This is a genomic window from Shimia thalassica, assembly GCF_001458215.1.
Lineage (GTDB): Bacteria > Pseudomonadota > Alphaproteobacteria > Rhodobacterales > Rhodobacteraceae > Shimia > Shimia thalassica.
The window spans coordinates 219,423-225,679 of record NZ_CYTW01000006.1; the positions used below are offsets into that span (position 1 = coordinate 219,423).

6 protein-coding genes are annotated in these 6,257 nt (G+C 52.4%); 3 read left to right on the forward strand and 3 right to left on the reverse strand.

Features of this window, described 5'->3' with window-relative positions:
- Nucleotides 1-22: 22 nt before the first annotated feature.
- Complete coding sequence (locus PH7735_RS20640; RefSeq protein WP_058312995.1) at nucleotides 23-1,243, reverse strand: calcium-binding protein; 1,221 nt, start codon at nucleotides 1,241-1,243, stop codon at nucleotides 23-25.
- Between the two features lie 406 nt (nucleotides 1,244-1,649).
- On the reverse strand, nucleotides 1,650-2,093 hold the full coding sequence (locus PH7735_RS18975; RefSeq protein WP_058312996.1) for a DUF302 domain-containing protein: 444 nt from the start codon (nucleotides 2,091-2,093) through the stop codon (nucleotides 1,650-1,652).
- A 126-nt stretch (nucleotides 2,094-2,219) separates the two neighbouring features.
- Here PH7735_RS18975 and PH7735_RS18980 point away from each other — a divergent pair, with 126 nt between their 5' ends.
- A complete protein-coding gene (locus PH7735_RS18980) occupies nucleotides 2,220-3,713 on the forward strand; it encodes an FMN-binding glutamate synthase family protein (RefSeq protein WP_058313021.1) in 1,494 nt (497 codons plus the stop codon).
- Nucleotides 3,714-3,782: 69 nt separating this feature from the next.
- Complete coding sequence (gene msrP / locus PH7735_RS18985; RefSeq protein WP_058312997.1) at nucleotides 3,783-4,691, forward strand: protein-methionine-sulfoxide reductase catalytic subunit MsrP; 909 nt, start codon at nucleotides 3,783-3,785, stop codon at nucleotides 4,689-4,691.
- A 13-nt stretch (nucleotides 4,692-4,704) separates the two neighbouring features.
- On the opposite strand, the gene PH7735_RS18990 is transcribed toward msrP, so the two are convergent.
- Nucleotides 4,705-5,142, reverse strand: coding sequence for a hypothetical protein (locus tag PH7735_RS18990; RefSeq protein ID WP_158503267.1), 438 nt, complete (start codon nucleotides 5,140-5,142; stop codon nucleotides 4,705-4,707).
- A gap of 359 nt (nucleotides 5,143-5,501) precedes the next feature.
- Between PH7735_RS18990 and msrQ the strand changes: the two genes are divergently transcribed.
- Nucleotides 5,502-6,095, forward strand: coding sequence for a protein-methionine-sulfoxide reductase heme-binding subunit MsrQ (gene msrQ, locus PH7735_RS18995; RefSeq protein WP_058312999.1), 594 nt, complete (start codon nucleotides 5,502-5,504; stop codon nucleotides 6,093-6,095).
- Nucleotides 6,096-6,257 lie beyond the last annotated feature (162 nt).

Sequence of the window (6,257 nt, forward strand, 5' to 3'; positions counted from 1 at the left end):
GCCATAAACTTGTTTAGCCTACTTAAACGATGATGAAATCATCAGAGGTCAGCGTGATGCTACCAGGCCCGTCGTTTGAAATCGTCAACGTGTCGAGACCGTCGATCAAGACATACGTGTCTCCTGCGAGAACCGTTTCTGAAAACGCCGGGTTGCTGACGAGGGCAATTACACCAGGTGTCCAACCGGCGACATCGATAAGGTCCAAGCCATCTTCGAAGTCGGTGATCGTGTCGTTGCCCGAGCCTGCGCTGAATACAAACGTGTCGGCGTCCGAACCACCGCTGAGTTCGTCATCGCCTATCCCGCCGTCCAACAAATCTTCGCCTGTGCCACCAAACAAACGATCATCGTCTTCCACCCCGTAGAGAGTATCGTTACCGGCCCCGCCACTCATTAGGTCAAGCCCGTTTCCTCCAGACAGCACATCATTTTCTTCCATGCCGTACAGGCTATCGTCGCCGTTGCCGCCACTGAGGCTGTCTTCCCCAGTGCCACCAAACAGCGTATCACTATCGTCGCCGCCATAAAGACTGTCGTTGCCAGCGCCACCGCTCAAGCGGTCATCATTGGAAACGCCGTATAGCAGATCGTTTCCGTTATTGCCGTACAGGCTATCGTCGCCAGAACCCCCATAGAGTAGGTCATTGTCGAGCCCGCCGAACAAGCCGTCATTACCTGACCCGCCGCTAAGTCGGTCATTTCCGGCCTCTCCGTAAAGTGTATCGTTATCGTCCCCGCCATAAAGGCTGTCATCGCCTTCGCCACTGGTCAAACGATCAAACCCAGAACCGCCGTAGAGAAAGTCACTTCCCGATCCGCCGTTTAGCGTATCGTCGCCAACCCCACCAAATAGGTAGTCGTGACCCGCATCGCCATGCACGATGTCGTTGCCTGCTCCTCCGCTGACCCTGTCATCATCATCGCCGCCATACATCTTGTCATTGCCGTCACCGCCAGACATCGTGTCCATTCCAGCGCCGCCAAATATGCCGTCGTCTCCATCTCCGCCGCTAAGGATGTCGTCGCCCTCGTCGCCAAAAAGAGCATCGTCTCCTTCTTTGCCCCTGACAGAATCATTGCCTTCGCCTGCGAAAACAGTGTCGTCACCTTCGAGCCCGAAGACGGTATCGTCGCCTCCATAGGCGTACATCCAGTCTTTCCAGTTCGTACCGATCAAGTACTCGCTGTACATCGTGCCTTCTTTGATGTTCCAGTCGATTATTTGAGGATCTGCAGCCATTGTAAGAAACCTTCTTCTGTTAAAAGTTGGGAGCGTTTCTCGGTTAGAATGTTGTGTCCGCGCTCTAAAATATTAACAAAAGGTTAACACATCGGGCCTTTCCGGCAAAGAATTAGGCGAAAATGTGGCGGTAAAAAGGCGCATTTTGGACATCACTATCAATATCTGTGATCCAAAGTTGAAACAGTCGATGGTGGCTGGGGTGAACTGTTTTCGCCGTGGAAACGTGAGTCTTTTCAACGGAAAAACGATTCTTTTTTTGGGCGGCCAGAGTGGCTCTGGCCGCTTTCTATCGTGGCGGGAATGACGTTGGGCGCATGCACTTAGGGGTGGCGCCGGTTGCAGACACCACCACCTTATCGGAATTAACCTTCTCGTGACCGCAGATTTTGCAGTGGAATGAGGCTTATTCGCTTATCGCTTCTTGAACGATGTCTTCCAAAAGGGCCTGAACCTCTTTCATCGGACCTTCGGGCATAATGCGGTAGCCGATCGTGGTTGCGCCCTCTTCCCCGGGCTTTTGCATTACGAAAATACCATAGGGACAGAATTGAAGGTTCATGGGGTCGGCTTCCATTACTTTGCGTGAAAGAGCTGCAGAGCAGAAATTGTAAACTTCGGCGCGATCAAAAATTGTGACCGTTGACCCGACATCTTCTTTTGTCCGTTCCAGCATCTCACCGACATGGTTCACCGCATCGATGATCAATCCCTTGTCGGTGATCGCGCTTTCGAGACCAAAGATGACATCATCATAGTCCTGATCAACCGTATAAGTCACAGCTGTGTCCCCTGCCACGGCCAGCGATGCGGTCAATGCAAGGCCAGCGGCCAGTAGTACAGACTTCATAACAATCCTCCCGAAAAGTTTTGTGTAATGTGACTTGAGACAAGGCGATACAAACGGCACCTTATTAACATAACGCCTAGCGGCTTTGATGCAGGTCAACAAGGATTAGAAAATATGAATATGTCCATGGATAGAGCATTTGATCTCGTCGAGATACTTGGGCTCGTTTTTGTTGCCGTTCTGGGTGTGATGGTATTGGTGGCCATGGTTCTGTTTGTGATCGACCGTATGCAAACCGAAGACGCCATAAGAAGAAACTACCCTTTGATTGGCCGGTTCAGGCACCTGTTTTCGGAGTTGGGTGAATTCTTCCGGCAGTATTTCTTTGCGATGGATCGAGAAGAGCTTCCTTTTAACCGCGCACAACGAGAGTGGGTTGCACGATCTGGCGAGGGAAAGGGCAATACGGTGGCCTTTGGCTCAACGCGCAATCTGAATGTTGTCGGAACACCAATTTTCGTAAATGATCCGTTTCCACCTTTGGATGATCAGTTCGCCAGCACCGAACCTTTGTTGATCGGGCCAGGTGCGCGCACGCCTTATCTCGCCCCATCGATCTATAATATTTCCGGGATGAGCTATGGCGCGCTTTCAAAGCCTGCGGTTCAAGCGTTGGCTATGGGCGCGAAAGAGGCCGGTGTCTGGATGAACACAGGCGAAGGAGGCGTATCGCCGTTCCACCTCGAAGGCGGGTGTGATCTTGTTTACCAGATCGGCACAGCGAAATTCGGCGTGCGGGACGAACACGGAGGCCTGAGTGATGAAAAACTGCGTTCGGTTGCAGCGCATGAGCAGATCCGGATGTTCGAACTCAAGATGGCGCAAGGCGCAAAACCCGGCAAAGGCGGCATTCTTCCCGGAGAGAAAGTGACCGAAGAAATCGCGGCCATTCGTGGCCTAAAGGTCGGACAGGATGGAATCTCGCCTAACCGTCACCGTGAAATCGATAACTTCGACCACCTTTTGGATATGATCCAGCACATCCGCGAAGTCACGGGCAAACCTGTTGGCATCAAGACTGTGGTGGGCACTGAAGAACCCTTCCGGCAGCTCTTTGAAACGATTGCGCGCCGTGGATCGGATGCCGCGCCAGACTTTATAACGATTGACGGCGGCGAAGGGGGAACCGGTGCGGCCCCGATGCCATTGATCGATCTCGTCGGGATGCCCGTTCGCGAGGCGCTGCCGCTGGTGGTGAACCTGCGCGACGAATTTCATTTGCATGACCGCATACGCATTATTGCCTCGGGCAAGCTGGTTAATCCCGGCGACGTGGCGTGGGCCTTGGCGGCGGGGGCCGATTTCATCGTCTCGGCGCGGGGCTTTATGTTCTCGCTGGGCTGTATTCAGGCGCTCAAGTGTAACAAGAACACCTGTCCGACGGGCATTACAACGCATGATCCCCGTTTCCAAAAGGGGCTGGTGGTCGAGCGTAAATACAAGCGTGTCGCACGCTATGCCACGATGATCATCAAAGAGGTCGAAACCATCGCCCATTCGGTCGGGGTGAGCGAACCCCGTCAAATGCGACGGCGTCATGTGCGCATCGTTCAGCCCAATGGCCGTTCGGTTCCGATGAACAAAATTTATCCAAGTTACAATTCAACCACGCCTTCGTGAGAAGTTGTGGTTTGGATTGCGGGCTCCATGTGGCTACATCCTAGTGAAACAAAACCTAGGGAGGGATAGATGGCCAAACGCTGGACCAATGATCTGACACATGCGGATGTCACACCTGAATCCGTATATATGAATCGCCGCCAGATCTTGGCAGGACTCGCAGGGCTGGGTGTTGCAGGCCTCGGAGGGGCAAACGCTGCGCAGGCTTCGCAGAAGTTGGTTCCTGACAGTTGGGACGTCATCACCTCTTACAACAACTTTTATGAGTTCGGCACAGGCAAGGAAGACCCCTCCAAATATGCCCACAGCCTTACAACCGACCCTTGGACCATCAAAATTGATGGTATGGTTGAAAACCCCGGTGATTATGCGCTGGGCGACATCCTGTCCAAGATGACCATTGAAGAACGGATCTATCGATTCCGCTGTGTCGAGGCATGGTCGATGGTCGTGCCGTGGAACGGTTTCGAATTGGCGGACCTGTTGCAGATGGCCGGCGTCAAAGACGGCGCCAAATACGTGGCCTTTGAAACACTGGTCCGGCCGGAAGAAATGCCCGGCCAAAAATATCCCTTCTTGGACTGGCCCTATGTCGAAGGTCTGCGCCTTGACGAAGCGATGCATCCTTTGACGCTTATGGCGACGGGCATCTATGGGAAAACCATTCCGAACCAGAACGGCGCGCCCATCCGTCTGGTTGTGCCATGGAAGTATGGCTTTAAGTCGATCAAATCGATTGTTCGCATCACGCTAACAGACAAAGAGCCGCCAACCAGCTGGAACAAGGCAATCTCAAACGAGTATGGATTCTATAGTAATGTGAACCCGACCGTAGATCATCCGCGTTGGTCACAAGCCACAGAGCGGACCATTGGCGGCGGAATTTTCGCGCCGCGCAAAGATACACTTATGTTCAACGGTTACGAGGAAGAGGTCGCAGGTCTCTACGAAGGGATGGACCTGCGAAAGTTCTTCTGAGTGGGTCGCTTGTCTAAGCAAGCTCCATGCGTGCCTGCCACGTCGGGATGGGAGCAACACGCCCGTTGTTCCCATTGTGATCCGCAATTTCCTGCAGATCACGGATAAGGGTGTCACGATGCATGGTGTACTTCGGGATATACAGCGTTGGTTGGTTCGAAAAGGTCAGAACGATCACGGGGATTGTTTCGCTGACACGCACTGCTGCAAGACCATCCAGACGACGGGTTTGACCGCGAAGGGACAGGCCGTGACTTTGAACATGGTGCGCGTTGCAGACGACTCGTTGAACGAAAACCATCATAAACCCACAGTATCCCAGCAATCCGGCGGCCCCGGTCACGAAGATCGTTTGAAGTGTGTGAGTGTCATAGCCTGTTACTTGAAAGATCGGCGAAAAAAGCAGGGCGACAAGAACGGTCGGGGCAATCCAGGGCGCAAGCAGCCGCATGGCCCAATGACAGCGATACTCCAGAGTCTTGTTGCCAAGATCACGCGGTGTTTTGGAAAAGAACGAAGACAGCGCGGCCGAAACATGTCCTCTAAAAGAGGTATCATGAGAGAAAACAGATTTTCCTTTGCATAAGCACAATACCGACAGTGCGGCGCAGGCTGCGAAACAAAAGAACAACAGGGATAGAACAAGGTGCAAAGAATTCTGCTCAAAAGTCATAGTAGAACATCCAAAAGTATCGATTTGTGTATTGGTCGGGCAAATAACCCTGAGCCGTGTCTAAAGATCGAAAATGGCCGAATTTTGTCGCAATCAAGAAGAGTGTCCGTTTCAAAAGCCATGAGACTTAACAAAGAATGAATGGTCTGTTGAAGACTGCAATCCGCCGGATTCCCGTGTGGCTCGTCTATGTCCTTGGCGTTAGCTACCCTCTTTGGCTTTTGTGGCAGGGGGTGACCGGGGGGCTGGGCGTCGATCCAGTCAAAGTCATGGAACATTCTCTTGGCAAGGCTGGTTTGCAGTTGATCATCGCGGGATTGGTCATCACGCCCTTGCGAAACGTAACCGGGATAAGTTTGATCAAGTATCGCCGGGCAATCGGCCTTTTGGCCTTTCTCTATATCTGTCTGCATCTGTTGGTCTGGCTTGTGCTGGATGTACAAATCCCCTCTCAAATCTGGGGAGACATTATCAAGCGTCCCTACATCACCATCGGTATGGCCGGTTTGCTCCTGATGATCCCACTGGCAATCACTTCGAACAATTGGTCGGTTCGCAAATTGGGGCGTCGCTGGAAGACGTTGCACAAGTTGACTTATGTTGTGGTCGTGCTGGGGACGGTTCATTACTTCATGCAGGTCAAAGGATTCCACCCCGAACCTTATATATATGTGGCCGTGGTACTCGGATTGTTGGCGAGTCGTGCAAAGAATGGCGGGATGTTTCGGTAGTCACCTATTCGCTAACCTTCCCCCTCACGTTCATTATCTCTAACATGTTGATATTGTTTAATTATTGATATTTTTTGAAAAAGGGAGTGGTTTTTGATAAAAAGGGGTTGCGACTCTTTGATAGTAGCCGTAGAACCCCCTTCACCGGCGGCGCAGAGATGC

Coding starts and splice junctions, on each gene's coding strand:
- PH7735_RS20640 (WP_058312995.1), bottom strand. CDS start 1,243: ATGGCTGCAGATCCTCAAATAATCGACTGGAACATCAAAGAAGGCACG.
- PH7735_RS18975 (WP_058312996.1), bottom strand. CDS start 2,093: ATGAAGTCTGTACTACTGGCCGCTGGCCTTGCATTGACCGCATCGCTG.
- PH7735_RS18980 (WP_058313021.1), top strand. CDS start 2,220: ATGGATAGAGCATTTGATCTCGTCGAGATACTTGGGCTCGTTTTTGTT.
- msrP (WP_058312997.1), top strand. CDS start 3,783: ATGGCCAAACGCTGGACCAATGATCTGACACATGCGGATGTCACACCT.
- PH7735_RS18990 (WP_158503267.1), bottom strand. CDS start 5,142: ATGCGGCTGCTTGCGCCCTGGATTGCCCCGACCGTTCTTGTCGCCCTG.
- msrQ (WP_058312999.1), top strand. CDS start 5,502: ATGAATGGTCTGTTGAAGACTGCAATCCGCCGGATTCCCGTGTGGCTC.